The 26,095-nt window shown below is 35.5% G+C and carries 26 protein-coding genes; 14 read left to right on the forward strand and 12 right to left on the reverse strand.

What is annotated here, in order from left to right; translation table 11 throughout:
• Positions 1-176 precede the first annotated feature (176 nt).
• Both carA and ybeY read left to right on the forward strand, forming a co-directional pair.
• The gene (gene carA, locus LS64_RS04485; RefSeq protein ID WP_034571181.1) at positions 177-1,310 is read left to right on the forward strand and encodes a glutamine-hydrolyzing carbamoyl-phosphate synthase small subunit; all 1,134 of its coding nucleotides are present in this window, start codon (positions 177-179) and stop codon (positions 1,308-1,310) included.
• Between the two features lie 72 nt (positions 1,311-1,382).
• Positions 1,383-2,009 (forward strand): rRNA maturation RNase YbeY, encoded by a 627-nt coding sequence (gene ybeY / locus LS64_RS04490; RefSeq protein WP_081948295.1) that lies wholly within the window; start codon positions 1,383-1,385, stop codon positions 2,007-2,009.
• Here the strand turns inward: ybeY and LS64_RS04495 are convergent.
• The gene (locus LS64_RS04495) at positions 2,006-2,245 is read right to left on the reverse strand and encodes a DUF2443 family protein (protein ID WP_034571184.1); all 240 of its coding nucleotides are present in this window, start codon (positions 2,243-2,245) and stop codon (positions 2,006-2,008) included. The two genes, ybeY and LS64_RS04495, sit on opposite strands and share 4 nt — an antisense overlap.
• Before the next feature lie 201 nt (positions 2,246-2,446).
• Between LS64_RS04495 and LS64_RS04500 the strand changes: the two genes are divergently transcribed.
• The 7 genes from LS64_RS04500 (at position 2,447) to LS64_RS04530 (ending at position 9,342) form a co-directional block, all read left to right on the forward strand.
• Entirely contained in the window at positions 2,447-4,000 is a 1,554-nt protein-coding gene (locus tag LS64_RS04500) for a M16 family metallopeptidase (RefSeq protein WP_237416273.1), read from the forward strand.
• A gap of 86 nt (positions 4,001-4,086) precedes the next feature.
• A complete protein-coding gene (locus LS64_RS04505; RefSeq protein WP_034571187.1) occupies positions 4,087-5,331 on the forward strand; it encodes a malic enzyme-like NAD(P)-binding protein in 1,245 nt (414 codons plus the stop codon).
• An 87-nt stretch (positions 5,332-5,418) separates the two neighbouring features.
• Positions 5,419-6,336, forward strand: coding sequence for an ATP-binding cassette domain-containing protein (locus LS64_RS04510; RefSeq protein ID WP_052062417.1), 918 nt, complete (start codon positions 5,419-5,421; stop codon positions 6,334-6,336).
• Between the two features lie 6 nt (positions 6,337-6,342).
• A complete protein-coding gene (locus LS64_RS04515) occupies positions 6,343-7,023 on the forward strand; it encodes an ABC transporter ATP-binding protein (RefSeq protein WP_052062418.1) in 681 nt (226 codons plus the stop codon).
• 71 nt (positions 7,024-7,094) lie between these two features.
• Positions 7,095-7,616: an inorganic diphosphatase gene (ppa, locus tag LS64_RS04520; protein WP_034571190.1), complete on the forward strand. Its 522-nt coding sequence runs from the start codon at positions 7,095-7,097 to the stop codon at positions 7,614-7,616.
• A gap of 41 nt (positions 7,617-7,657) precedes the next feature.
• Positions 7,658-8,425 carry a pimeloyl-ACP methyl esterase BioG family protein gene (locus tag LS64_RS04525; RefSeq protein ID WP_052062419.1) on the forward strand — a complete coding sequence of 256 codons (768 nt, stop codon included), beginning with the start codon at positions 7,658-7,660 and terminating at the stop codon, positions 8,423-8,425.
• Complete coding sequence (locus LS64_RS04530) at positions 8,413-9,342, forward strand: methyltransferase domain-containing protein (protein ID WP_052062420.1); 930 nt, start codon at positions 8,413-8,415, stop codon at positions 9,340-9,342. The genes LS64_RS04525 and LS64_RS04530 overlap by 13 nt, the downstream gene beginning before the upstream one ends.
• Here LS64_RS04530 and LS64_RS13135 read toward each other — a convergent pair.
• From LS64_RS13135 to LS64_RS04570, 7 genes are all read right to left on the reverse strand, one after another.
• Entirely contained in the window at positions 9,305-11,095 is a 1,791-nt protein-coding gene (locus tag LS64_RS13135) for an amidophosphoribosyltransferase (protein WP_237416274.1), read from the reverse strand. The genes LS64_RS04530 and LS64_RS13135 overlap by 38 nt on opposite strands.
• Before the next feature lie 90 nt (positions 11,096-11,185).
• Positions 11,186-11,350 carry a hypothetical protein gene (locus LS64_RS12355; protein WP_160659374.1) on the reverse strand — a complete coding sequence of 55 codons (165 nt, stop codon included), beginning with the start codon at positions 11,348-11,350 and terminating at the stop codon, positions 11,186-11,188.
• Positions 11,351-11,424: 74 nt separating this feature from the next.
• The gene (locus LS64_RS04545; protein WP_138127243.1) at positions 11,425-11,619 is read right to left on the reverse strand and encodes a hypothetical protein; all 195 of its coding nucleotides are present in this window, start codon (positions 11,617-11,619) and stop codon (positions 11,425-11,427) included.
• A 96-nt stretch (positions 11,620-11,715) separates the two neighbouring features.
• On the reverse strand, positions 11,716-12,720 hold the full coding sequence (locus LS64_RS04550) for a hypothetical protein (protein ID WP_034571193.1): 1,005 nt from the start codon (positions 12,718-12,720) through the stop codon (positions 11,716-11,718).
• A gap of 118 nt (positions 12,721-12,838) precedes the next feature.
• On the reverse strand, positions 12,839-15,184 hold the full coding sequence (locus tag LS64_RS13935; RefSeq protein ID WP_419879987.1) for an MBOAT family O-acyltransferase: 2,346 nt from the start codon (positions 15,182-15,184) through the stop codon (positions 12,839-12,841).
• 60 nt (positions 15,185-15,244) lie between these two features.
• The gene (locus tag LS64_RS04565; RefSeq protein WP_052062421.1) at positions 15,245-16,114 is read right to left on the reverse strand and encodes a DNA-processing protein DprA; all 870 of its coding nucleotides are present in this window, start codon (positions 16,112-16,114) and stop codon (positions 15,245-15,247) included.
• 36 nt (positions 16,115-16,150) lie between these two features.
• The gene (locus tag LS64_RS04570; RefSeq protein ID WP_034571199.1) at positions 16,151-17,503 is read right to left on the reverse strand and encodes a hypothetical protein; all 1,353 of its coding nucleotides are present in this window, start codon (positions 17,501-17,503) and stop codon (positions 16,151-16,153) included.
• 182 nt (positions 17,504-17,685) lie between these two features.
• Here LS64_RS04570 and LS64_RS04575 point away from each other — a divergent pair, with 182 nt between their 5' ends.
• The 4 genes from LS64_RS04575 (at position 17,686) to LS64_RS12365 (ending at position 22,153) form a co-directional block, all read left to right on the forward strand.
• Positions 17,686-18,423 (forward strand): DsbA family protein, encoded by a 738-nt coding sequence (locus LS64_RS04575; RefSeq protein ID WP_237416275.1) that lies wholly within the window; start codon positions 17,686-17,688, stop codon positions 18,421-18,423.
• A 65-nt stretch (positions 18,424-18,488) separates the two neighbouring features.
• Positions 18,489-19,799: a tetraacyldisaccharide 4'-kinase gene (locus tag LS64_RS12360; protein WP_052062422.1), complete on the forward strand. Its 1,311-nt coding sequence runs from the start codon at positions 18,489-18,491 to the stop codon at positions 19,797-19,799.
• Between the two features lie 183 nt (positions 19,800-19,982).
• Positions 19,983-21,491, forward strand: a complete 1,509-nt coding sequence (exaC, locus tag LS64_RS04585) for an acetaldehyde dehydrogenase ExaC (protein WP_034571205.1) — start codon at positions 19,983-19,985, stop codon at positions 21,489-21,491.
• 506 nt (positions 21,492-21,997) lie between these two features.
• A complete protein-coding gene (locus tag LS64_RS12365; RefSeq protein WP_160659372.1) occupies positions 21,998-22,153 on the forward strand; it encodes a hypothetical protein in 156 nt (51 codons plus the stop codon).
• Positions 22,154-22,297: 144 nt separating this feature from the next.
• Here LS64_RS12365 and LS64_RS04590 read toward each other — a convergent pair whose 3' ends face one another.
• From LS64_RS04590 to LS64_RS04605, 4 genes are all read right to left on the reverse strand, one after another.
• Positions 22,298-22,525 carry an HP1242/YdcH family protein gene (locus LS64_RS04590; RefSeq protein ID WP_034571207.1) on the reverse strand — a complete coding sequence of 76 codons (228 nt, stop codon included), beginning with the start codon at positions 22,523-22,525 and terminating at the stop codon, positions 22,298-22,300.
• 62 nt (positions 22,526-22,587) lie between these two features.
• Positions 22,588-23,856 (reverse strand): aminofutalosine deaminase family hydrolase, encoded by a 1,269-nt coding sequence (mqnF, locus tag LS64_RS04595; protein ID WP_052062423.1) that lies wholly within the window; start codon positions 23,854-23,856, stop codon positions 22,588-22,590.
• Positions 23,857-23,880: 24 nt separating this feature from the next.
• Positions 23,881-24,669 carry an MBL fold metallo-hydrolase gene (locus tag LS64_RS04600; protein ID WP_081948296.1) on the reverse strand — a complete coding sequence of 263 codons (789 nt, stop codon included), beginning with the start codon at positions 24,667-24,669 and terminating at the stop codon, positions 23,881-23,883.
• 36 nt (positions 24,670-24,705) lie between these two features.
• Positions 24,706-25,128 carry a hypothetical protein gene (locus LS64_RS04605; protein WP_034571209.1) on the reverse strand — a complete coding sequence of 141 codons (423 nt, stop codon included), beginning with the start codon at positions 25,126-25,128 and terminating at the stop codon, positions 24,706-24,708.
• A gap of 138 nt (positions 25,129-25,266) precedes the next feature.
• Here LS64_RS04605 and galU point away from each other — a divergent pair, with 138 nt between their 5' ends.
• Positions 25,267-26,088: a UTP--glucose-1-phosphate uridylyltransferase GalU gene (gene galU, locus LS64_RS04610; protein ID WP_034571211.1), complete on the forward strand. Its 822-nt coding sequence runs from the start codon at positions 25,267-25,269 to the stop codon at positions 26,086-26,088.
• Positions 26,089-26,095: the final 7 nt, after the last annotated feature.

The raw sequence follows: 26,095 nt of genomic DNA on the forward strand, positions 1-26,095 counted from the left end.
GTGTGATTGATGTAAATAAAATAGATTCTATAAATCATATAATATTTCATATTAAGAATTATACTTAAAATATATTAATGGATAAAAACATAAATATCTATATTTAGCAATATTAATTCAATTTATTTTAGATAAAATTACGTATTGCAGATTTTTATGAATATTTTGGTGGAAAAATGGAACTTTTTGATGTGAGTGTGTATTTTGAAAATGGGCTTTTTTTACGAGCAAAGGGCTTTGGTGTGCGTGCTACGAGCGTGGGCGAGGTCGTTTTCAACACTTCCCTTACAGGCTATCAAGAAATCATTAGCGATAGCAGCTATGCTGGGCAGTTTGTGGTCTTTTGTATGCCTGAAATCGGCATTGTGGGGTGTAATCCGCAGGATATGGAGAGCAAAAAGTGCGCTGCAAAGGGCATTTTCGTGCGACACATTGATGATTTTAAATCAAATTTCCGCGCTACGCAAACGCTTGATAGCTTTTTGAAAGAGCAAAATGTGATAGGAATTTGCAATATTGATACGCGAAGCATCGTTAAAATGCTACGCAATAATGGCGCACTGCACGCGATTGTCTCAAGTGAAATCCACGATATTGAGACGCTAAAAACGCACCTAAAAAACGCTAAAAAAATCCATGAAATCGATTATATAAAGCAGGTTAGCACGAGTGAGAGTTACATTCATAAACAGGGCATTTTTGATTTTGGCAAGTTTGATTATGCGGATATTGATACTAAGAAAAAAAAGAAAAAGGTCGTGACTATCGACTTTGGCGTGAAGCGAAACATACTAAATGAGCTAAGTAATGCTGGGCTAATTGTGGAGGTTGTGCCACAAGATTTTGACGCACAGCAGCTTGTCGAGCGTTATAAAAAGGGCGAAATTGATGGCGTTTTTTTAAGTAATGGACCGGGCGACCCAGCTTTCCTTAGCGAAATTATCGAAAAAATTAAGGTTTTGATAGAATCTAAAATGCCCATTTTTGCGATTTGCCTTGGGCATCAGCTACTTAGTAACGCCTTTGGACATCCTACTTACAAGCTGAAATTTGGGCAGCACGGCGGCAATCATCCTGTGAAAAATCTGCAGACAAACACCCTTGAAATCACTTCGCAAAATCACAACTACAATGTGCCTGAAAGCATCGCGGAAGTCGCCATTATCACGCATCGCAATCTTTTTGACAACACAATTGAGGGCGTGAAATATAAAGATTATCCCATTTTTTCACTGCAACATCACCCAGAGGCAAGCCCAGGACCAAAGGAAGCAAGTGCGATATTTAGGGAGTTTGTGGAGAGTTTGTAAGATTATAACAAATTAAACTTAATTGTTCCAATTATAGAATCTAGATTCTATAAATTACAAAAAGGCTAACAAATGAAAGTAGAAATTCTAGATTCTAATAACTTTTTAAAAACTTTTAAGGTTAGAAATGCCTTTTTTTATTTTAAAAAAAATATTTTTTATCCGCATATTTATAATGCCTTTAAAAATAGAGCTTTTTTTCAAAAAAATACTAAATTTTCTAACTTTAAAATTATGAATTTTAATACCGAATTTAGAATCTACTTAGAATTTTTAAGCCATTTTATTCTAAAAAATGTAATTTTAGAATCTAAACAGAATCTAGATTCTAATAAATTTTATATCGAACTAATTTTTAGCAGTGAAAGCGAAATAAAAAAAATAAACCACGAGTATATGGGTAAAAACTACGCCACAGATGTGCTAAGTTTCCCTTTAGAAATTAATTTTAATATAACACAAAAGCAGTGTTTTGGCAGCATTATAATTAATTTGCCACTTGCCCTAAAAAACGCCAAAAAATTTAAACACAATTTGTATGCAGAAATTTCCATCCTTTACACCCACGCATTCTTGCACCTTTTAGGCTTTGACCACGAAAATATTTTGCAAGACAAAGGCAACCAACGCAAAATCGAAAAGCAGATTCTAAAAAGCTTAAAAATAACAAATTCATTAATCGAACGTGCAAAAATCTAAAATACAAACCATTCTCGTTTTAATTTATTTAATGTGTCGATTTCTTGTTTTAGTGCCATCACTTGCTCATCAACCTGCGAAAACAGGCTCATATTTAAGCCCTCTGGCATATCCGCACTCCCACGTTTTATCATAATGTAGTCTTCTAGCGTGATTTTCGCCATATTTAATGCGATAGTTAGCTCATCTTCGATACTTTCGATATTTCTAATAATTTGATTTATCCGCTCAAACATTTTTTCATCCTTAAAATTTGATAAAATATTATACTAATTTTATGCTTAAAAATAGGATTAAATTCATTAACAACTATATTTTTTATTTTTTTCAACTTAATAATACTTAGCTATAATTCTTTGTGATTTCTTAGAATCTTTAGAATCTAAAGGCAAAATATGTTGCGAATTTTATTAGTTTTTATTTTTTTAGGAGCGTTTATGAGTGCGAAAGATGTTGCTAGAGATGCGAATGTTAAGGCGAGTGATAATACTCAAAGTATAAAGAAAAAAGAGCAGAAAATAGCCCAAAAAACCCCAAAAGATACAAAAAATCCAAAGGGGGTTGCAGTGGGCTACAAAAACCAAAACACACAAGAGAAGAGAGCAGAGTATAAAAGCCAGAGTGTAAATGAGAATAAGACGGACTACAAAACTCAAAGCACACAAGCGAAAAAAGCGAACTACAAAAGCCAAAGTGGAGGCAAAATGGGCTACAAAAGCCAAAGCATAAAGGGGGGCAAAATGGAGTATAAAAGTCAAGATTCCTTAACATTTTTAGAGGTAAAGGGCGTGAAGATTCCTGTGATTTTTGAGAGCTCAAAAGTGCTTCCTATCGGGCATTTAGAGCTTAATTTTATAGGTGGGGGCAGTGTGTTTAATCCGCCTAAAAAGCCGCTATCAAAAGTTGGTGCAAACCTGCTAAATTACGGCACAAAAACTCTAGGCAATGTCGGCTTTGCAAATCTGCTTGAAAGCAAGGCTATAAGCCTTCAAGCAAGCGATAGCCCTAGCACGCTTAGCATTAGCCTTGATTTTTTAAGCGAGTTTGAGGACTTTGCCCTAGAGCGACTTGCCGACTTATTACAAAATCCAAATCTAACGCAAAAGGCGTTAAATGATATTCAAACAAAGCTTAAAGCCACGCTTCTTAGCAAGAGTGCCGACTTTGACTATCAGGCTAGAATCTTGCTTTATAAAAGCGTGTTTGCCCACACGCCTTTGGCTTACCCAGCCCTTGGCAATAACGCAAAGGAGATAGATTCTGTGGATTTAAAAGATGTGAAGGGCTATTTAGATTCTAATCTTGTGCTAAGTCGGCTAACTATCGTGCTTGGCGGCGACTTGGATATAGAATCTAGCCTTAAAAAAATAAAAAACATTCTCGCAAATCTAAGCGTTGGCACAAGCGTGGATACGCCACATTACGCGGTAAAACCTGCCACTATAAAAGAGGTCAAAAAGGATACGCAACAGGCGTTCATCTATTTTGCTTCGCCTTTGGCTTTGAGTGATATGAGGCAGGAGGCGTATAAGGCGCGTGTGGTGGGCTTTATTTTGGGCAGTTCTGGCTTTGGGTCGCGGCTTATGGAGGAAATCCGCGTAAAACGTGGCTTGGCGTATTCGGCGTATATGTATCCAAATTTGACGCGCCTTAGCACACATTTTGTCGGGCAGATGCAAACCGCGTTAGATAAGCAAGATGAGGCGATAAAAATTACGCAAGATTTATTGAATGAGTTTGTGAAAAATGGCGCAACTGCAGAGGAGTTAGAATCTGCTAAACAATTTATCTTGGGTAATAAGCCCTTGCAAGAAGAGACGCTAGAGCAGCGACTGGGCGCGAAATATAATTATTTTATGAGCGATTTGCCGCTTGATTATCGCGATGAATTTGTGCGACAAGTCCAAGAGTTAGACTTAGCGACCCTAAATGCGTATATTAAGGCGCATCCTGAGATTGCAAATGTGACTTTTGCGGTGATAAGAAATTAAAATTTTTAATAAAGCAAAGGATAAGTTTCTTTATTAAAAAATGCTAACATTTCTTTTATAATTACCACCAAACAAGGAGAAACAAAATGCAAGAGATAAAATCCAAAGACCACGATGATAAAAATCACTACAAAGAAGCGTTGAAATACCATATCGGTGGCAAGATTTCCGTTGTCCCAAAGACGCCACTGCGTGATGAGCATGACTTAAGCCTTGCGTATTCCCCGGGCGTTGCTGCGCCTTGTAAGGCGATTGAGGAAAATCCGCTACTTGCCTTTAAATACACATCCAAAAATAGCCTTGTAGCCGTCATTAGCAATGGCACGGCAGTCCTTGGGCTAGGCGACATCGGCGCGCAGGCGAGTAAGCCTGTGATGGAGGGCAAAGCCGTGCTTTTTAAGACCTTTGGCAATGTCGATGCCTTTGACATCGAGGTCAATGAAAAGGACCCGCGAAAGTTTATTGAGATTGTAAAGGCGATTGCGCCTACTTTTGGCGGGATAAATTTGGAGGATATTAAGGCGCCGGATTGCTTTCTTATCGAGCGGGAGCTAAAGGAGGCGCTTGATATTCCTGTGATGCACGATGACCAGCATGGCACGGCGATTGTTAGCACGGCTGCGATTATGAATGCGAGTGAGATTATAGGTAAAAGCATAGAATCTATGCGTGTGGTAATCGTGGGCGCTGGCGCGGCTGGCATTGCGTGTGGGAAAATGTATAAGCAAATCGGCGTAAAGGACATTGTGATGTTTGATTCTAAGGGATGTATAGATTCTACACACAGCGATTTGAATGAGTATAAAAAGGAGTTTGTAAGCAGCAAACATTACGCGAATTTGCGTGAGGCTTTGAAAGACGCGGATGTGTTTTTGGGGCTATCTAAGCCAAATTTGCTAAGTGGCGAGGATTTGAAAGTGATGGCGAAAGACCCGCTTATTTTTGCACTTGCTAATCCTGTGCCTGAAATCTTGCCAGAAGATGCACTGAAAGCCCGTCCAGATGCGATTATAGCGACAGGCAGGAGTGACTATCCAAATCAAATAAATAATGTTTTGGGCTTTCCATATATTTTTAATGGCGCGATGAAAGTGCATGCAAAAAAGATAAATTATGAAATGAAAATCGCGGCTGCAAGGGCTTTAGCAAAGCTAGCTCAAGATGAGGTCCCTGTAACAGTGCAAAGATTGCATGACCACAAATTAGTCTTTGGACGTGAATATCTTGTCCCATCGCCTTTTGATAAACGTTTGCGTGAAAAAGTAGCAAACGCGGTAGCAAAAGCCGCGGTAGATAGCGGCGTAGCACGCTTGGAGCTTGATAAATTATAAAAAAATCTTTTAAGCTTTGCTTTTTACCATAATATAGAATCTTTATGAAAGTTTTTGCATGATTTTTAGTATATCACAAGGTAGAAAATGCTGGAATTGCGGAATTTATATGTGAAATATAATGAAAAAATTTTGCTAAATAATATAAATTTATGCGTAAAAAGTGGAGAAATTGCCGTGCTTTTAGGGAAAAGTGGGAGTGGGAAAACTTTGAGTTTGCTTACTTTTTTTGATTTATTACCTAAGAATTTAAATAGAATTAGTGGGGAAGTTTTTTTGATAAAAAGTTATGAAAATGCTAATTTTATAGAATCTACTTTTTTAGATTCTAATTTGCAAGATTCTAATAAAATAGATTCTAATTCTTTAAAAAATAAAATTATAGAATCTAATATTTTAGATTCTAAAAATTATGAATTTAATAAGCAAGATTCTAAAGAAATTATAGAATCTAACCCCGAAGATTCTAAAAAAAATATAGAATCTAACACCCAAAAAATAGAGCAGAAAATAAATCTAAAGTCCGCACGTGGCAGGCTTTTTAGCCTTATAATGCAAAATCCTTTAAGCTGTTTTAATCCGCTTTTTACAATTAAATCTCATTTTTTAGAATCTAGTTTTAATGGCTTTAATGAAAAAAAAATAAACTCCCTACTGCACGATGTTAATCTAGATTCTGGCGTGCTAAATCTCTATCCTTTTGAGCTTAGTGGCGGGATGCTGCAGCGCGTTATGATTGCGTTGTCGCTTGTGAATGAGCCGCGATTTCTCTTTTTTGATGAGCCAACTAGCGATATTGATTCTAAAAATATTAAGCTTTTTCTCTCCCTTTTAGATTCTATAAAAAAAAAGAAAAACATCGGTATAATGCTAGTTACACACGATTTACGTGTCGCTTTGAAAATCGCAGATTCTATATACATTATGAAAAATGGACAAATTATGTCTCATTTAGATTCCATAAAAAATATTACTGAATCTAGCTTGATAAATCTAATGAAGTAGGGCGAAATGTTGCGTGTGGAAAATCTAACTTTTTATTACAAAAAATATAGAATCTATAAGGTAGAAAAAATTAAGATTCTAGATAATATAAGTTTTGAGCTAAAAAATAATGAGTTTGTAGCCCTTGTGGGTGAAAGTGGTAGCGGCAAAAGCACACTCGCTAAAATCCTTGCTAGGCTTATAAAAATAGATTCTAAGAGTGCAAAAATCTATTTGCAAAATCGCCATATTAATGATTTTAAGCCAAAAGATTTTTATAGAATCTGCACGATTTTATTGCAAGATTCTATAAATTCGCTAAATCCAAATTTAAATATTTTGCAGAATCTAAGCGAAGTTTCTTTTCTTTTAGATTCTATAAATGATAATTTAATCATAGAAAAATTAGAAAAAGTGCAACTTGATAAAAACATATTATTCAAACTTCCATCTATGATTTCAGGCGGTGAAGCCCAAAGAGTTTGCATTGCAAAAGCCTTGCTTACAAACGCAAAAATTTTTATTTTAGATGAAATCACTTCAAATTTAGACTATATAAATCAACGAGAAATTATGCAAATTTTTACCCAAATAAAAAAACAAAACACCGATACAAGCATACTTTTCATAACGCACGATTTAGACTTAGCAAAAGAGTTTTGTGATAGAATCTTAATCTTGCAAAATAGTGAAATAAAGCCAAATTGAGATTAAAAATTCACATTTATTTTGTATATTTTTGTTTATATATTTCAACATATTTTCAAAAAGGAGCAAAAATGAACATCGAAAAAATATCCATAGGCAAGATTCCAAACGAGCTAAATGCCGTGATTGAAATACCTTTTGGCAGCAACATAAAATACGAAGTCGATAAGGAGAGTGGTGCGGTCGTGGTCGATAGGATTATGCGGAGTGCTGTGTATTACCCGGCAAATTACGGCTTTATCCCGCACACGCTCGCACTCGATGATGACCCGATTGACATTTTGGTGCTAAATGAGTATCCCTTGCAGGCTGGGAGCGTGATAAAGTGCCGACTGATAGGCGTTTTGCTAATGGAAGATGAGGGCGGCAAGGATGAGAAACTGCTAGCCGTTGCCCTTGATAAAATCGACCCGACTTACAAGGATGTGAAAACTTACAAGGATTTACCGCAAATCGTGCTTGATAGAATCAAGAATTTTTTTGAGACATACAAAATGCTAGAGCCTGAAAAATGGGTAAAAGTCACCGATTTTCAAGGCATACAGGAAGCCGAACATTTGCTAAATGAAGCGATAAAAAGATATAAAAAATAGAGTTTTTATCACTAAAAGTTATAGAATCTGTAAGGATAGAAATGAAAATTTCTTATTTGCATAAATTAGATTCTAAAGATTTGATTATATTTTTTGCTGGGTTTGGCTCAAATCCTTGCCATTTTTCACATTTAGATTCTAAGTTTGATGTGGTTATGATTTATGATTATGCTGATTTTTTTATTGAATTTATGAGTGAAAAAAGCTCTAAAATTAATAACTTTATTCCAACGCAAAGTTATGAAAATTTGTATTTAATCGCCTTTTCAATGGGCGTGTGCGTGGCTTCGCAAATTTTAGATTCTAATATGCTAAATTTCAAACGCAAAATCGCCATAAATGGCAGTAATTACGGCATTAACGACATTTTTGGCATAAAAGAAAAAACCTTTAAATTCACAATGAAACATTTTAAATTAGATGATTTTAAAATGAAACTTTTTGGGCTAGATTCTAAAATAGATTTTAAAGATTTTATAGAATCTAAGTTAGGAAATTTAGAATTTTCTAGCGAAAATGTTCTAAAAAATGAATTAGAATCATTATATAATTTTATTAAAAAGCGTAATTTAATAGAATCTAAAAACTTAAAAGAAAATGAATTTTTTTGGAATCTAGCCTTGATTTCTAAGCAAGATTTAATTTTCCCACAGCAAAATTGTTTAAATTTTTTTGAGAATTTACGCGATTTGCAAGATTCTAAAAAGTTAGAAAATTTAGAACAAAATAGCATAAAAATTACACAAATCAATGCTCCACATTTCCCATTTTTCACCTTTAAAAGCTGGGACGAAATATGTCAAATGTAGATTCTAAAAATTCGCAAAATTTTCTCAAAGATTCTATAAAAGATTCTATAAAAACACAGAATCTAGATTCTAAAAACACAAATTTTTTAAAGCAAGATTCTATAAGTTTAGATTCTAAAAAAATCGCTGCTAGATTCTATAAAACAAAAAAAACTTATGCCTTAAATACGCCTATTCAAGCCCTTATGCGAAGCGAGCTAATAAAGATTCTAAAGCAAAATTTAACGCAAAAAAGTTTTAAAAATGTCTTTGAATTTGGCACTCATTGCGGCGAATATACGCAACTTTTAAGGCAAAATATAGAATCTAAAAACTACATTGCAAATGATATTTGCGATTATAATTTGCGTCTTAAGGGCGTAAAAACCACGATTTTTGATATGAATGAGCTGCAAAATAGCGAAATTTTTAGTCAAAAATTTGATTTAATCACATCAAATGCGACTTTGCAGTGGCTTAATTTTGACAAAACTCTGCAAAATTTAGTGCAGATTTTAAGCAAAAATGGCGTGATTTTATGTAGCAGTTTTGGGGAGCAAAATTTGATAGAAATAAAAAAAACAACAGGCTATGGACTGCAATATGAAAGCCTTCAAACAATAGAATCTAAGCTAAAAAAATATTTTAAAAATGTGATTTTAAGTGAGCAATTTCACACGCTAAAATTTAAAAACGCCCTAGAAATTTTCCGCCATTTAAAGCTATCTGGCGTAAATTCCTGCGGCATAAATTCGCAAGATTCTTTATTAAAACAAGATTTTAAAAAAACACAGAATCTAGATTCTAAAAACGCACAAAACTACGCAAAAAAAGCTTCCAAGCAAATAATAATAAAAAAATCTTGGCTAGAAAACCTAGAAAAAAACTTTGATAATAAGCTCACATACCATTGCATTTTTTTTCTCGCGACAACATAGAATCAAGTGGTATATCATGCAAATATTTCCCATCAAAGCAGGCTTGGCAGTATTCGTAATTGTCCTTGTCTATCGCGGTTTTTAAGCCTTGCAGTGAGAGATAGCCCAAATAATCGGCATTGACGAATTTCCGCACAGATTCTATATCCATATTTGCACTGATTAGCTCGGCTTTGCTTGGTGTATCCACGCCATAAAAGCAAGGCGAGATTGTCGGGGGCGCGGAGATTAATAAAAAAACTTCCCTTGCTCCAGCGTCCTTTAATAGCTTTACGATTGCCTTGCTAGTCGTCCCGCGCACTAGCGAGTCATCGATTACTATCACGCGTTTGCCCTGTATTATTTCGCGTATTGGGTTTAGTTTCAGTCGCACTTTTAGCTCGCGTAATTCTTGCGTTGGCTCGATGAAAGTTCGTCCCACATAGTGATTGCGGATTAAGCCTAGCTCAAAATCTATACCGCTTTTTTGTGCATAGCCGATTGCCGCAGCCAAGCCGCTATCTGGCACGGGCATTACCAAGTCGGCGTCTAGCCTATGCTCGATTGCAAGTTGTTTTCCTAAATTTTTTCGCACCGCATACACGCTTTTGTTAAACACAACGCTATCAGGGCGCGCAAAATAGATATACTCAAACACGCAGGGCTTGTGGCTTTGGGTTGGGAAAATGCTTTTGCTTGTGATGTTTGTGGGGTTATTTTTAATGGGGTGGTGGGTGGGCGAAAGGTTGTTAGAATCTTGCAACTTAGATTCTATAGAATCTTTATTATTAGATTCAGTATTTTTTGTCATATTAGTTTTAGATTCTATAACTTCTTTAGAATCTTGTTTGTGGTTGGCAATTCTAGCATCGTGCGCAAGATTTGCGGGTTGCGAAGATTCGAGCAAGGAGATAGAACTTAAACGTTCATCGACGCAGCGAGAATCAAGCTCCCGCAAAGATTGCGTGCGAGGCGAATTGCGCTCAAAAATCAAAAGTTCCCCCGGGGCGATGTCCCGCACAAACTTCGCCCCAAGCAAGTCAAACGCACAAGTCTCACTCGCCACAATGTAGCCCAAAGTCCCATCCTTATTTTGCAAAGTCGCAAGGCTCAAAGGACGCAGCCCAAACCTATCACGCACCGCAAACATCTTGCTGCGGCTCAAAAACACAAGGCAAAACGCGCCCTGCACTTCATTCAACGCCTCGATAATACGCTCCGTTAGGCTCGTTTTTTTGGAGCGCGCAATCAAGTGGATAATCACCTCAGTATCAAGGCTACTTTGGAATATCGCGCCCTCATCGATTAGCTTTTGGCGTATCTCAAGGGCATTCGTAAGATTGCCATTATGCACCACGCTAATCTGCCCCAAATCATACCGCGCAAAAATGGGCTGACAATCGCTCATAGAATCCGCCCCCGCCGTGCCATAGCGATTATGCCCGATGGCGTTTCTGCCCTTTAGCTTTTGCAGGTTTGATTGAGTGAAAACCTTCGTAACTAAACCTTGCGACTTAATCGTGCTAATCTTGCCATTATCACACGCGCTAATCCCGCTAGCCTCTTGCCCTCTGTGCTGCATGGAAAATAGCGAGTAATACGCGCTCAAAGCCGCATCATCGCAGTTAAACACGCCCACGACAGCACACTCATCTTTGAACTTTTCGCTAGGTTTAGATTCTATCTTAGAATCTGGTTGTGAAAAATTATCCGCTTCTAACTTAGAATCTAACTGCGAATTTAACTGCAAAAAGGCGTATTTTGTGGGCTTCATTACTCTGTCTTTAAGGCAAGATAAAAATGTATTTTATCATAATGTTTTAATTTGGAGGTTTAGATTCCGTATTTTAAGGTTAAATAAAATCTAGATTTTAAATTTTTTTTTAAAGGAGATGAGTGAGTGATTAGAATTTATTATTTGTGCTTTATTTATAGAATCTATTTTATTTATTGTGGAATCTTGGACTTTAGACTCTATGTTTTTAGAATCTAGATTCTCTAAATTTGTAGAATCCGTCAAATAATTCACATTAATTTTAGAATCTTTAAGGCGAATGCCAAAGATAGATTCTATGAATACATTGCAAATCCATGTAAGATTTCCTAAATTACAAAACCCAAGTCACTAATAAACGCCATGATAAACAAATTCCACAAGGTTAGAATCTTATTTAAAAAAGTGTCATGTTGAGCCGTAGTCAAAACATCTAATCTATAAATCTTAGAATTTTGTAGATTTTTGTTTGTAAATATTTCACTATCGCTCAACACAACATTACTAACGGTGGTAGATACCATATTTTCTTGCAAATTTTGCGAAATATTAGAATATAAATTTAATTTCTAAATATTTTTATCTATTCCAACCCCGTTATCCTTTAATATTGAAAAATTCTATATTTCGCCGTTTTTTTCTAGAGATTCTAACAATTTCGCAAAGTTTTGGCTTCTAAGTATCGTGCCAGACGCGTTTAGATGATATTCGGTGTTGTAAAAATATTTCCGCTCAAAGTGAGAATCTTCGAAATTTCCATAGATTTTTATGTTATGTTTTGCAAGTTGGGACACCAAATTATTAATTTTTTCATAAGTGTTAGAATCTTGCAGGCTAAATTGCGGATTTTCAAGCGTGACAGGAAACACCAAAAAAACCTTGATATTGTGCGATTTTGCAAAAGATTCTAGCCGTGCATATTCACTCAAAAAAAACGTTGAAAGCTGCAAATCACTGCCCAAATATCCGCTATTTACGCGTTCACTCAACTCGCCTTCTTGCGTGCAAAAATCGCCATATTTGCTAAGTGACGTGTAGCCAAAGTCAAAGGGCGGATTGTGGAACATTTTTTGCGTGTCAAATTCATCCTTATATTTTGGGTTAAAACCCTTGAAAAACCACTCAATACTGCGGCTTGGCGAGTTTTTAAGATAGCCTGTAATCTTATCGCGCGTGCTGATGTATTTATCATAGCCATTTCCCCAACTTAGCATATTATGGATATACCAAATGTCGTGCTGTGGCTCACTCGCGCGGTAGTAATGAAACTCCAAAGGCAAGAAAATCGCATCGCCATTTTTTGCGTGTTGCATCACCCTATCAATGTGAAAATTTAGTGGCAAACCAGCGTTAGATGCGTAGTTTATGGGCTTAAAATTTGTGGCTTTATCAATCACTTCGCCATTAAATCCAAAAAGCGAATTTGAGCCAGAAACAATTAGAATCCGTTTCTTATTTGTCGGCATTTCGTTTATAAAATCCTTACCCTTGTAAAGATTAATTAGCCATCGCTCTGCATAAAGGAAATAATGGGGCTGTCTAATAAACATAATATAGACTAAAAGTGCGATAATTATGGCGGTTGTGAGTGTGAAAATTTTTAGAAATGGCTTTAATAAATTCATTTTTTTGTCCTTTTTGTGATGTTTTTTAGCTTAAAAATAGCTGTGATTTAGCTTAAAACTAGCTTAAATTTTGCTTTTTCATTTCTTTTTTACATAAAAAACATAAATTTTTCATTTCTTAGAAATTAAAATACAAAAATGTCGGCGTTTTTGTTATGGAAATGACTTCCCAAAGTGAAAATGCAAGCATTATTGCTGCGATTTTCATTTCTTTTATTGATTTTTGGCTATTTTCATTTAAAATTCGCAGTTTTTCAATGCTATTTTTGCAAAAAAAGCAGATAAAAATTGCCAAAGCAAAGTAAATTAGCGTCCTATCTGTGCCGCTTATTTTTTGCAGTGCATGTCCTGCTTGATACCATTTTATCGGTAGTTGTGCGGTGTTTATGCCGACTAGATTTTTTATTAATGTTATCGCTGTTGTGGTATTCTCCGCGCGGAAAAAAATCCAAGTTATGTTTATAAAATTGAATGTGATAAACCAGCATAGAATCTTGTATATTTTAGATTCTAAAAAGGCTTGTAATTTTGGGCTTTTGGGCTTATTATTTTGTAGGGTGGTGGGTGGGCGATTAGGATTTATAAAATTAGATTCTATGTTTTCTTTAGAATCTATTTTAGAATCTTGTAAATTAGATTCAGTAATTTTTGTTTCTTTTATAGAATCCATTTTAGAATTTTGTAAATTAGAATCTACTTTATTTATTTTAGATTCCATTTTTGAATCTTGCGACTTAGATTCTGTATTTTTTATAGAATCTAGATTCAAATAATTCACATTAATTTTAGAATCTTTCAACTTTATTCCAAACATAGATTCTAAAAAATATCGATAGATTCTATGAATGCACATTGCAAGTCCGTGTAAAATACCCCAAATTACAAAACCAAGTCCTGCGCCATGCCACAAACCACTGATAAACGCCACGATAAACAAATTCCGCAAAGTTAAGATTCTATTTAACACAGAATCTGTGTGAAAATCCGCTTTTTTCGCAGTCTTTTCATTCTTACAAATGGGTGGTTGGGTGGGAATAGATTGCAAAGACTGCGAAAAAAGCGGATTTTCAGTTGCGTTATTTGTGTGATTTTGCGAGTTAGAATCTTTGTTCTGCACCTTAGAATCTTGCCTAAAATTACGATTACCACCAAGTGGAATATAGATATAATCACGCAAAAAGCGACCTAAAGTAATGTGCCACCGCCGCCAAAACTCAGCGATATTTAGCGACTTATAAGGCGAGGCAAAGTTAATCGGTAAGGCAATATTGAATAAAAGCCCTAAGCCGATAGCCATATCACAATATCCGCTAAAATCAAAGTAAAGCTGAAAAGTGTAGCTAAGCGAAGTAGCCCAAGATTCAAAGATATTAAGCGTTACGCCAGAATCTAGGGCAGAATATCCAGCATTCGCCCATTTTGCAAAGCTATCGGCAATGAAAACTTTTTTAAACAAACCGATAGAAAAAATAAACAAGCCACGAGCGATGTTATCATATTTTAGAATCTTGTTGCATAATTGCGAAAATTGCGGCATCATTTCAGCGTGATGCAGGATAGGACCAGCTATCAAATGCGGGAAAAAAGTTACAAAAAGAGCGTAGTTTATGATATTTCGCTCCACAGCTCTACCCTCATAGCAATCCACAAGATAGGCAATTTGAGTGATGGTAAAAAAGCTAATCCCTAAGGGCAGTGCGATATGCAATAACGCCACATTTGTGTGAAACAAAGCATTAAAAGATTCTATAAAAAAATCCATATATTTAAAGTAGCAAAGCAGACTTATATTAAAAATCAAAGCGATGATAAGCAACAATCTAGCGCGATTATTTTTTATTTTTTGGGAGTTTTTAGAATCTTTTGAATCTATTTCTTTACTTTCATATAGCAAATGTGCCTTATCTCCCTGCGTTTCATTGAAAGGGTGGGCTGGGTGGGAAATGTGATGCAAAGCAGGGAGATAAGGCACATTTGCGTTTTTAGAATCTAGATTCTTAGAATCTTGTGAAATTTGTAAAGTAGATTCTATGTTTTTAGAATCTTTAAAATCTTGCAAATTTTGCGAATTATTAGAATCTAAATTGTTTAAATCTTTAGAATCTTTGTTTATTTCTTGCGTGTTTTGTAAAGTAGATTCTATATTTTCTTTAGAATCTAAATTATTTTTTTGCGTTAAATTGATAGTAGATTTAGTGTTTTTAGAATCTAAAGTTAGATTCCCCCCCCCCCCGTTTATATTAGCAGAGAAGCGTAAAATAAGCCCAGAAATAAAATAATTAAATGAGATAGAAATTAGCAAAAGTGCAACATTTTTATACTCCCACCAAGCATAAAAAATAATACTAGCAAGTGCCAAAAACCCTGTTGCAAACGCATATTTCTTATAATGATTTAATAAAAAATAAACACAAAAAGTAATCGGTAAAAAGATAAAAATAAATTGATATGAATTAAATAGCATAAATTTCCTTAAAAAGCTTAAAATAAAACCATAATATTAGCAAAATTATAGAATCTTATCCTACAAACTTGTGCTGATATATAACCCATTTCGTGTGATTTTACCTTGCAGTTCATATTCTAGCACTCTCTCACCAAAAAGGCGTAAAGCTTCGCTAAAAAGCCCATTATTGCGAGCAAAATCTAAAATCTCATCGCTAGATTCTATAGAATCTAAGCCAAAATTTTCACACATTTGCGTGATAAAATCTTGCGTGTTATAAATGCAATTTGCGCGATTTTTACTAAGTAAATCCTGCGTTCCAAGGCTCTCACCTAAGCGATGCGGTAGGACAAAAGGCTTAAGATTTAACGCGTAGCAAAGGTTTGCCGAAGACATCGAGCCACTTTGCAAGTCAGCCTGCGGGATAATCACAAAGTCGCTCAGTGCGATAATTATGCGGTTTCGCTCCAAAAAGCTATACTTGTGCGGCATAAAATCGCGTTCATACTCGCTTACCACAAGGGCGTTACGCCGTTTAGATTCTATAAGGCGCGCATTTTCCTTAGGATAATTGACATTTAGCCCGCAAGGCAGCACCATAATGCTGTGCGTGTCGCTATGCGTGTGCGCGATAGAATCTACGCCGATAGCTCCACCGCTAACCACGATAAATCCGCGATTTGACAACGCACGGCTAAGCGTGGCGGTGTAGTGCTTTGTGTATTGATTAGGACTGCGAGTGCCGATAATGGCGACTTTTGGGGCTTTGAAAAGCTCTAAATTGCCGCTTATATGCAGTCCTTTGAACTCTTTATACAAATGTTTGCTTGATAAATTCGCCCTTTTTGCGATATTTGGAATGTCGTTTAATAGCTTTAATTTATCCTTAGAAATATAAGATTCTAGGGCTTTTATATCAAAAAAAGTTGAATTATAACTATTTGGCAAAAAAGTCCTTTTGATTATAGAATCTAGATTCTATTATTAATAAGGGAAAGACCTTACTGCCCTAATATCATAGTTATTTATAACATCAAATACTTTTGTCAAAAACTCTTCAGTGCTTATATCACCATTTGTATAATCTACCACTTTTTGTGCTTCTTTACCCAAATTAAATGGAGTATTATCTAATCTAGTGGCTAAAATTTTAATACTTTTCTTACCTGTGTGTGGCTCAAATAGTTTTGCGTGTTGGTCTATAATCTTACTAAAAGATTTTTTAAGATTGTCACTCAAATACGGACTTTCTTTTACAAAAGTGATACTAGCAGCTCGCATAGCCTCTACGCTTGAGTAATAGCCAGCTGTAATTCGTTTTTTCTCCTCTGCCTTTGCTTTTTTCTGTTTCTTGGTTAATTTATAATCGCTATTAAAAGTTCTTAAATCATCAGCATACAAATTAAATGTGTGCTTAGAAAGAGCAGGAGCTTTTATATACAATCTAGCCTCTTTTACATCAATATCATAGTTGCTTAACCACTTAACTATATGCTGTTTGTAGGCTCTTAAATGTCTATCATATTCTTCTTGTAGCTCTTCATACTCTTCATTGAAATTTTCTCTAGCTTTTTTTATCTCCTTTTCATTTTTAGCCAAAGAAGACTCTAAGTAACGTCTATCTTTTAGTAATTCTACCGTGCTAACACTTTTATGATTATGATGTCCGCAACCACAAGGAGAGTTATTTTCTGCTGATTGTTTATGCAACTCTTGTAATGAATCCCTATCATCATACAATTTATCTATCGTATTGTATTTTTCTTCATTTAGCTTATTTGACCTTTCCTCAAAACTTGTGCTTAATAAAGTTAGTTTTTTGTCATAGTCACGCACTTTCAGTAAAGATTTTTTCATAATGCTAAACATAGACTTATCAGTAAATTCATTAGAATGAATAGATTCTGCTAAATCAAAATCTAATGTAACTAAACCAGACTGAATAACACAATTTTCAACGCCTATAATATCAACACGATTAAGATTATAAGTGGTTTTGCATTCTATGCTCTTTGGTACATAACTTTCATAATCTAAAGCATGTTTTGAATTTATATCAATTTCAGCATAAATTCTCTGCTTATATTGATTATCTTTGAAAGATACTTCAAATCGCCCATTTGAAATAGTCGTGCTAAAAAGTGGGAACGCAATATCGCGGATTCTGCACGCAGCATCGCTATCATCGCCATGACAATTATACTCCACACCAGCGTCTTTTAAATCACTTAACACATTCTCCGCAAAATCTAGCGCCCTTTTTTGCCCATTATAGCTTTGAGCCTGCATAAATCCTAAGGACAAAGCAGCACTAACTAACAAAAACTTCTTAAACATTTGAACCCTTTCAGTTGGAATCTAAAAAAAATTCCTTAATCATATTCTTTTTTGTATTAAGATTTGATTAATTTTGCTAAAAAAATAAAAAATTTTGCAAATTTTATTGTTAGATTCTATAAATTTGTTATTTTTGATTTGTTAGAATCTTTTTTTATTTTTGTTTATTTTAAGGAGAAATGATGAAAAAGATTCTATATTTAGTGGCGTTTTGTTGTGCTATTTCACAGATATTACAGGCGAGTAAATTGACTGATATGGTGCAAAGAGTGACAGGGCAGAAAATGAGCGTTATAAAGGAGTTTTCTCTAAAGCAAGATTCTAATATCAAATTTGTCGTGCTAAAAGATGATAGCACATCTCAAAGGGTGATTGTGATGACAAATAAGGCTGAGAGCTTCGTGCAGCCGCTTGTCCCGCAGGCTTTTATCACGGAAAATGAGATTGATTCTAATACGCTTTTAAGCGAGGTAGGCTCGGTGCAAAACTACAATATGACCTACAAAACAAGCAGCGAGGTAAAAAAAGCCATCGCCACACTGCCAAAAGACTACATCATAAATCTTAGTGGTAAAAATCCTAAAAAAACTTACTATATCGTAAGCGACCCTATGTGTCCGCACTGCCAAGTCGAGCTAGATAATATCGATAAAAAGTTAGCTGCTGGCAATGTCAAAATGATAGTTGTAGGCTGGATGGGCGAAGAGAGCGCAAATAAAGCCGCTGAAATCTACAAAAAAGCGCGCAGTTTGAAAAGTGATAGCGAAAAACTAGCCCTACTAAAAAAAGTATATAACAAAAGCTACAAAGCCCCAGCCGCCCCTGAAAGTGACAAAAAAGTAATCCAAGAAGTAGTCCGCGCTTTAATGGGCAAGGGCAAAGTGGAGGGCACACCATATATCATCGAGGAAGACAACTAATTTAACCTTAAAGTTTGCTTTAATAAAATTTTAGAATCTAAATTAATATTTCAGGGCTAATAATTATGTATAAAAATAAATTAGATTCAAAAAAACCAAATAATTCTTATAAAAAAATAAGCAAAAATCCAAATTCTAGCACACAAACAACATCATTTATAGAATCTTATTTTTTTTATCCAAGTTTTTGGCAGAAAGTGTTGAGTTTTACGCTATTGCCGATTAGTTTTATTTATTTTTTGATTGCTTTTGGTTTAAAAAGTTTTGGGAGAAAAAAGGATTTTGGAGTAAAAATTATAAGTGTTGGGAATCTTGTAAGTGGTGGGGCTGGGAAGACGCCTTTTGTGATTGCTTTGTGTGAATTTTTAGAATCTAAAAAGTTAGGAAATTTGCAAGTTTTAGAAACTAAAAATACTGATTTTAGTAATAAAGATTCTAATCAAATTGTAGAATCTAGTAATATAGATTCTATAGAATCTAGTCGCTTAGATTCTAATAAAAAAAACAAAAATAGCGATATTTACATTATTTTACGCGGTTATAAACGCAAAAGTAAGGGTTTGGTTATTGTGCGAGATTCTAGTGGAATTAAGTGCGATGTGGCTCAAAGTGGCGATGAAGCGATGCTAATTGCCCAAAATGTGCGCTCAAACGTGCTAGTATGTGAAAATCGCTCTCTTGCAATAATGCACGCAAAATCGCGTGGCGCGCGCCTTATAATCCTTGATGATGGCTATCGTTTTAGGTTTAAAAAGTTTGATATTTTGCTGCGACCCGCCTTGCAGCCATTTTTCCCTTTTACCTTGCCTAGTGGGTATTATCGCTTGCCGCCTAGATTCTATAAAAATTGTAATTTGTCTTTGCGTGAAAATAGCGACTACACGCGATTTGTGGATGTTGAGATTGTGGAATCTAAGCAAAATTTACAGGCTCAAATTTCTCCTTTATTTTCAGTGGGTGGGAATGGGCGGGACATTGAAATGCAGGAGAAATTTGAGTCTGCAAATTTTCATAAAAATACTGAATCTAATAATTTAGATTCTAAAAAGTTAGAAAATATAGAATCTAATTTGCAAGATTCTAAAAATTTTACACCCACGTTTATTTTAGCAACTGCGATTGCAAATCCTTCGCGCCTGCAATCTTACACGCAAAACCTGCAAATATGCCACAAGTTTTTTTTAAATGACCACGATGAATTTGACGAGCAGATTCTAAAAAACTTACTAGAAAAATACAATGCAAACTACATTTTAATGACGCAAAAAGATTATGTAAAATGCGAGCATTTCGCTCTGCCCATCGCCCTTTTAAAGCTTAAAATGAAAATAGATTCTAAGGCATTGCAAAAAATCTCTGCATTTATAGAATCTTAATACTTAAATATTCAAATTAATTTTAAAATAGCATATTTTTTACAAAAAGTAACTATTAGTGTTTTATTTTAGAATCTTTTTACAAAAAGTGATATATGTAAATTAAATCGATATAATGTAACAAGCAATATGATACTTATCCTTAAAAATATTGCCAAATTTCAAAACTTTAAGAGGTGAAAAATGAGTAATTTCAAAGATAGTAAAAATGTGTTTAAGTCGCGATATGAAAACTTTATCAATGGTGGTTGGGTTGCCCCAGTGGATGGCAAATACACGCAAAATAAAAGCCCTATAAATGGGCAAGTGCTATGCGAAGTGCCGCTCTCAAGTGAAAAAGACATCGAAAAAGCCCTAGATGCCGCACAAGCCGCCAAAGACAAATGGGGGCAAACAAGCATCCCTGAACGAAGCAGAATCTTGCTAAAAATCGCCGATAGAATCGAGGAAAATTTGGAAAAAATCGCTTATGCTGAGACATGGGATAATGGTAAGCCTATTCGCGAAACCTTGAACGCTGATATACCGCTTAGCGCAGACCATTTCCGCTATTTTGCAGGTTGTATAAGGGCGCAAGAGGGTGCGATTAGCGATATTGACCATGATACCGTGGCGTATCATTTTCACGAGCCACTAGGCGTTGTAGGGCAGATTATCCCTTGGAATTTTCCGCTTTTGATGGCAGCGTGGAAACTTGCTCCTGCCCTTGCTGCTGGGAATTGTATCGTGTTAAAACCAGCAAGTGCTACCCCCGCGTCTATCCTTGTGCTTTTTGATATTATCGGCGATTTGCTCCCCGCAGGTGTCGTAAATATCGTAAATGGCAGCGGTAGCAAAATCGGTAAGCACCTAGCCACTAGCCCAAAGATTGCAAAGGTTGCATTTACAGGTAGCACGAGCGTTGGGCGGCAGATTATGCAGTTTGCCACTGAAAATATTATCCCTTGCACGCTCGAGCTTGGCGGAAAGTCGCCAAATATTTTCTTTGAGGATATTTTCGAGCATGAAGATGCGTATTTGGATAAGGCGGTGGAGGGCTTGGTGCTATTTGCATTTAATCAAGGTGAGGTTTGCACTTGTCCGTCACGTGCGTTAATTCAAGAGAGCATTTATGATAAATTTATCGCAAAAGTGCTTGAACGTGTCAAGGCGATAAAGGTTGGGAATCCGCTTGATAAGGACACGATGATGGGCGCTCAAGTGGATGAAACGCAGGTAAAAACCATCCTAAATTATATCGACATCGGTAAAAAAGAGGGTGCGCAGCTTCTTATCGGTGGGGAGAAAAATGAGCTAGGTGGCGACCTTGCGAATGGTTGCTACATTAAGCCTACGATTTTCAAAGGGAATAATAAAATGAGAATCTTTCAAGAGGAAATCTTTGGTCCCGTTTTGGCTGTGACAACTTTTAAGGATGATAAAGAGGCGCTAGAAATCGCAAATGATACGATTTATGGGCTAGGAAGCGGGGTTTGGACGCGTGATATTAATCGCGCATATCGCTTTGGTCGTGGCATTCAAGCGGGGCGCGTTTGGACTAATTGCTATCACGCATATCCAGCCCACGCCGCATTTGGCGGATATAAGCAAAGCGGCATAGGACGCGAAACGCACAAAATGATGCTAGAGCATTACCAGCAAACAAAAAACGTGCTAGTTAGCTATTCAATCAACAAACTTGGGTTTTTTTAGGAACTAGCTAGAATCTAGATTCTATAAATATAGTTCACAAAAGAGCTTTTTTACAATCTGTTTGTTTAAAAACTAGCGGTAATTGTAAATATTACACTAAAAGTCCGCTTAGTTATGATGTTATAAAATGTTAAACTATATTTAATTTAAAAAATCTTAATTTTTGTTTAAAAAACTTTTGATGTTTAGAATCGTGAAACTGTTGGTTGTGAATGCAAAGATAGAATCTTAACTCGCCTTTTTCTAGGTTAATAAAGTTTTTCTCTATTTTCTTTTTTTAAGAATGTTTTAGTATACTTTTTTGTATTTGGTGGTTTTATAGATTCTAAGATTCTAACTTTGGCGGAAAACACAATCTAATATAGAATAATACCATGTAGTCCAACAAGGGAAGAAAAGACATAAGGAAATATAGAATCTAACAATAACACCTTTAACTAACTTAACTATTTACGCCAACACTAATAACTATCTAATCATTTTCACATTTGGAGCAAATATATATTATGGTTACAATATGTTTGCATAAACTAGATTCTTACCATCTACTAGGCTATGGAGATATGTCAAGTAATATTTCAATAGGCTTTCTTAGCTCTGTTTTAATTAACTCAATCTATCCGCTAGGACGTCAATACTTACAGGTGGGGTATAGATTCTAAGAATTTGTATTTTATAAAAAAGAGCCATCAAGCGAGCATTAGGGCAAAATGCATATAAACTCGCAAACTCCAATCGACTTTAAAAGTAAATACTATCAAAAGACATTGCATACCAAACGATGTAAAATGAAATTCTTTTGATATTTATTTCTTGTGTCCCTTACGATACTCAACTATCATTTGATAAACCTCGTCTTTTAACAGTAGTTTTTTCTTTTTTAGCACTTCAATCTCTTGATTGCTAAGTGGCTCGATACCATTTTCAGCGTTTTTAATTTGCTGGTCTAGCTCGTTATGCTCGTTGAAAATCTTTTCAAAATGTGCATTGTGCTGCTTTAACTCCGTGATTTCCTCTCGATACTCATGAAACATGTCCTACTCCTTTATGTAAAAATTCCTATATTGTAAAATAAAAAAATTAATATGTATAGAATCTATAAGCAATCTTGCCCATTTATTATTAATCGTGTAACTTTTTTGGCATTTAGTATAAAATTTGTCGCGACAAAATCATTTTTAGATTCTATCTTAAATATCGCTAAATCAGGGCTTTTACCCACTTTTAGCATTCCATTATTTAGATTTAATGCCTTTGCAGGACGCGAAGTCATTGCTAGGATTAAATTTTGGCAAATAGATTCTATAAAGTTAGAATCTAAATTATGATTTTTAGAATTTTTAAAATCTAAAATATCAAAATTTTGAATACTACAAAACAACGCACTTCTTGCTTCATTTAGCAAATTCACATCATTATTCGAGCTTTTCCCATCGGTTGCAATGATTGTATTTTCGCCCATTTTTGCATTCAAAAGCAGGTTTGAGCGCGGACAAGAAATTATTGCATTTCCCTGCTTATAAATACCCTTTCTTACGCTATTATCGGCATATAAACAATGCGTAAAAATCGCTTTGCAACCATTAAAAAGCGTAAGAAAACTTTCAATGCTAAAGCCTGGTTTTGTATTTTGCAGCCCAAAATATCGCGTGAAAAACTCCCTAAAATAGCCACTTTGACGCGTTAGCCACTCAAATTCGCACTTAGATTCTAAAAAATGCGCTGAAAGCAATAAATTATGTTTTTTTGCCAAATTTACCGCATAATTTGCAAGCTTAAAATTAACTGAATAAGGCGAGTGAATAGCGATGGCAGGCTGAAAGTTTTTATTTTTTAAGCTTAAAGTTTGCTTAAGTCTAGAATCTAAACTAGCCTTTTGAGCGTTGAAATTTGCTTCAAGCGCGCCGATTACTTCATGGCAAAAAATCACTTTGAGCTTAGAATCTAGCAAAAACTGCAAGTCCAAATCATAGCTAGAAATCGCGCAAACACTGCCCACACCGCTATTTAGCTGCTCTTTTATAGCGCGTTTTATCGCCGCATTTGCGCCACGCAAAACCGCACCACGATTATCCATAACGCTGTTTAACCAACTACCAAAATCGCCATACACAAAGCTAGAATCATTCTTACTAAACTCAAAATGAATGTGGCTATTAATCAATGCTGGGAGTAATATATGATTTTTATAGAATCTAGATTCTGTAATTTTTTTGTATTTTTGTTCTAATTTTTGAAAGTCATCAATTTCAATAATTCTATCATTATCAAAAACAATACCACCATTTTTAATCACTTGAAAATCTTTAGAATCTCTAGATTCTATATCACAGGGCAAAATAATACTCGCGCCAATTAGTTTCATAATTTTCCTATTAATTTATAGAATCTACTCCAAACCCACAGGCTCAATAAAAGGCACGTGTGTGCCAATCACTTGCAAATTATCACGTCTAAATTCATTTAGTAGATTCTGCCGCACTCGCACCGCCTCACTAGGATTGACATCATAAATCACGGCGATATTTGGCATCTTAATTTGTATGTCAAAGACATGCAGCAAGTCGGCAAAAAACACAAGATTTTCCCCAATCATAATCACATTGTGTCCGGGAGTATGTCCGTACGCACGAAGCGCGCGCAGGCTCACACTAGGCGTTTCTATCAAATATTTATCGTGATTTATGTAGCTAATTTTCTTAAACGCATTGATAGAATCTTTTGCTAAGCCGCCTTGCTTTTGCCAATAATCATATTCAAGCTTGTCAATTATTAGCTCCGCATTCTTAAAATTATTCCCATTTTGCCCCAAAATGCCGCCGATATGGTCAGGGTGAGCGTGCGTAATAATGATGTGCGTGATAGAATCTGGCGTGATTTTTAGGCTCTTTAGCCGCTCAAAAAGGACATTTTGTGTCTCTTTAAAGCCCGTATCAATCAACGCGGTGAAATTCTCGCCCTTTATTAGCACCACATTGTGCCTATTTTGCGGGAGTTCTTTTTTATTTATGAAGTCCTTTTGGGCGTCATTATTTGGGATTAGAATCTTTTTATTGACATCGCTATTTTTTAGCGAAATGATATAGGCATCCGCCTTGTCAATGTGCGTGTGGTAAATGTTTTCCTCCGCTTGTAACAACGCAAAAAACGCAAAGAAAAATATTAGAATCTGTTTCATATTTAAACCTTTCAAATTAAGATATGAGATTGTATCTTAAAATTTCAAATCTTTAATGTCAAAATACGCCTTTAGCTCCCTTTGTGGATTGATAATATCTATTAGTTCTTGCGGCTTTTTGCCCTTTTTATACATATAATATAGGTAAAAAAATGGTGCATTATTATTAATTTTTATACTCTGCGTAGGAAAAATCAAATGCGAAATTTCATCATAAAAAAACGACACATACACACTTTCAATCCCATTTAAGTGTAAAATCTCACCAAGCCTAAAGGCAGATTCAAACGCATCAGATAATATAACATAAAACGCATCCTTATTAATTTCTTTTTCTAGCTTTTTAATATTATTGTTATTAAAAGCCACGATAACTACGCATTTATCGCAATTTATCTCATAATCTCTAGCACATAAAATACTAAAAAATATAATGAAAATACTAAAAATTTTAGACATATATATCCTTTTTAAAATGTTCTAAAAATTAGAATCTTTTAGAATCTAAAAATGCAATTAATAAGATTGTATCTTAAAAATATTAAACTAAGCGTTTATTTTTTAGTGTTATTATTTTTAAAACAAAAAGGAGTGCAAATGATAGAGACATGTTTATTCCCCGCAGCTGGCTATGGGACGCGATTTTTACCCGCTACAAAGGCAATGCCAAAAGAAATGCTACCGATTTTAACAAAGCCACTCATTCAATACGGCGTAGAAGAGGCGTTGAATGCGGGCTGCCGCACGATGGCAATCGTCACAGGACGCGGCAAACGAAGCATCGAAGACCACTTTGACATAAGCTACGAGCTAGAACACCAAATCAATGGCACAAGCAAAGAAAGCCTACTAAATGAAATCCGCAACATAATGGAAACAGCGACTTTCAGCTACACACGCCAAAAGGAAATGCGAGGGCTAGGACACGCGATACTAACGGGCGAAACGCTTGTGGGGCGAAATCCATTCGCGGTGATTTTGGCGGACGACTTGTGCTACAACGATGGCGAGGGCGTTTTGACGCAAATGATGCGCGTGTATGAGAAATACCGCTGCTGCGTGGTCGCTATCCAAGAGGTCGAAAAAAACGAGGTTAATAAATATGGGATAATTAGCGCGGATACAATCGATGATGGAATCTACAAGGTCAAAGATATGGTTGAAAAGCCTGAAATATCGCTCGCGCCATCCAACCTAGCAATTATCGGTCGCTACATTTTAACGCCTGATATTTTTAACATTTTACGCACGACAAAGCCAGGAATTAATGGCGAACTGCAAATCACAGACGCACTTTTGGAGTTGGCAAAGCTAGGTCGCGTAATCGCGTATAAATTCAAAGGAATCCGCTATGACTGCGGTAGTATCGATGGCTTTGTAAAGGCTACGAATGATTTTTACACACGAATGAAAAAGTGATATTATA

The sequence above is a fragment of the Helicobacter saguini genome (genome assembly GCF_000762875.2).
Taxonomy (GTDB): Bacteria; Campylobacterota; Campylobacteria; order Campylobacterales; family Helicobacteraceae; genus Helicobacter_A; species Helicobacter_A saguini.